This window comes from Actinosynnema sp. NPDC050436 (assembly GCF_040655415.1).
Taxonomy (GTDB): Bacteria; Actinomycetota; Actinomycetes; order Mycobacteriales; family Pseudonocardiaceae; genus Actinosynnema.
In genome coordinates this window covers 1-1,778 of the sequence record NZ_JBFAJV010000037.1, presented here as the reverse complement: position 1 = coordinate 1,778, position 1,778 = coordinate 1, and the positions used below count along the sequence as shown (strand labels likewise).

The window sequence follows — 1,778 nt, the reverse complement described above, 5'->3', positions numbered from 1 at the left end:
CTCGGCGGCACGGCCGAGATCTACCGCAGGGACCGCTGGATCTGCTGGAAGCACGACTGCACCGGCGGGCCGGACCACACCTACGCCTTCGACGCTCAGCTGTTCCGCATCGGCTGAGACCACCGCCCCAGGGAAGCCGTGAGCCGCGGGCGCGACCGGCGCCCAGTGCGTCGCCGAGGCGTCGGTTCCGGGTGCGCGGGACTGCGAGCACGCGGTCGAGCTGCTGCACGGGCGGGTCCGCGACCGGTCGCTGTACGAGGGGTCAGTCGCCTGTCGGCTGCTCCTCGGGCAGCAACGCGTCCACCACGATCTCGACTCTGCCCGTGAACACGTCGATCGTGCCCACACAGCCGGTCACCCGTATGAAGTCGAAGACTGACACCGAGTCGCCCTCGCACAGGACGAACAGATCGGCCGGCGCCACAGCGGCCCGGCTGGCGGAGCCGTCGCCGAGTGCGCCGGCGGGCGATGCCCTACCAGTGCCGAGCACCCTCGCCACGACGACAGCGGCCACCGGTTGCCGTAGCACGACCACGACCGCCGCATCTGCTGCCGAAGGACCTGACCCGGCTCGGATGATCAGCGGCCGGTCGTGGCGACACGCATTTCCCAACGCTGCACCAACTTGCCGTTCGCGCATGACGTCAGAAGAATATAGCTGAGCGAATCGCTGCTGACAGTGGCGCACATGCCATCGCCGAGATTCTGCCACTCCGCAAAGTCCCTTACCCGGTTCCGCAGGGTCCAACCCAGTGCCTCATCGTAGGGCGCGGCGACGAGTCCGGTGTACACCTTGCTGACGCACAAGCCGGTGCCCTGGTTCTTGAGCGTGAAGTTCGACGCATTCCCGTCACGTTGCCAGCGTTGCTTCGACTCGGTTTTGTCGCAGATTTTTTGAAGCAACCACGAGGTTTGCCCCGACGGCGACTCGACACATCGGTTATTTGCCACATTCCGAATGGTGACAAGTTCAGCGAAATCATCCTCGGCATACGCGTCGACCGGAGAGGACGCCGGGCCACCCGGCTTTCCTTCGGTCCTCTCCACCGCCGTCCGCGTGGTCGGCTCGGCACCGGCCGCTCGAACGTCCGCGCCTGGTGTGAAGATCGCCGGGAACACCAAGCTCGCCGACGCGAGCACAGCGGCGGCCACCATCGAAGGTTTTCGACACCGTCGTCTCCTCGTGCACCGATCGACCACCCCGAATCCGGACAACAGGCGGGACGATCGACCGGGTGGTCGGTTCGTCGGTCGGCCCTTCCGCCGGCTACCCTGCGGTCCGCCATCACCCACACCGACGGCGGCCGTTCCCTCCTTGTGCACCGGAGATTCATCCACCCGTGGACGGCGACGGGAGCGGGCGTACTCGACGACCTGGGCGGCCACCTGCCCCTCAACGGCACCGAGGAGCCCGCGGCGGCCGCCGAGCGCAACGTCGGGCCGATCCTGCTGGCCTCCGCCGTCATGTTCGCCGGCGCCGGTTGTTGGCGGGGTGGACACGGCGCTGATCCGGTCGCAGTGGGACGAGATGCTGCGTCTGGCCGCGTCGCTGAAGTACGGCCACGCCACCGTCTCCCTGGTGGTGGGCAAGCTGCACGCCGCGTCGCGGCGCTCCGCGCTCGCGCAGGCGCTGGTCGAGTTCGGCGGGCTCCAGCGCACCCTCTACGTATTGGTTACGTGGAGTCCGCGAGCGAGGTGATCATCTCTCGGCGGGCGACCACGAACCGGGGAGACACATCGGGCAACGAAAACGGCGTGACACCGGCGAATCGTCTGTG

Annotated in this window: 3 protein-coding genes; 1 reads left to right on the top strand and 2 read right to left on the bottom strand. The window is 67.7% G+C overall.

Annotation, left to right across the window (positions count from 1 at the left end):
- Positions 1-262: 262 nt before the first annotated feature.
- The gene (locus tag AB0I60_RS37450; protein WP_360739012.1) at positions 263-499 is read right to left on the bottom strand and encodes a hypothetical protein; all 237 of its coding nucleotides are present in this window, start codon (positions 497-499) and stop codon (positions 263-265) included.
- 80 nt (positions 500-579) lie between these two features.
- Complete coding sequence (locus AB0I60_RS37445; protein WP_360739009.1) at positions 580-1,152, bottom strand: RICIN domain-containing protein; 573 nt, start codon at positions 1,150-1,152, stop codon at positions 580-582.
- A 340-nt stretch (positions 1,153-1,492) separates the two neighbouring features.
- Between AB0I60_RS37445 and AB0I60_RS37440 the strand changes: the two genes are divergently transcribed.
- The gene (locus AB0I60_RS37440; RefSeq protein WP_360739008.1) at positions 1,493-1,699 is read left to right on the top strand and encodes a Tn3 family transposase; all 207 of its coding nucleotides are present in this window, start codon (positions 1,493-1,495) and stop codon (positions 1,697-1,699) included.
- The last annotated feature ends 79 nt before the right edge of the window (positions 1,700-1,778 follow it).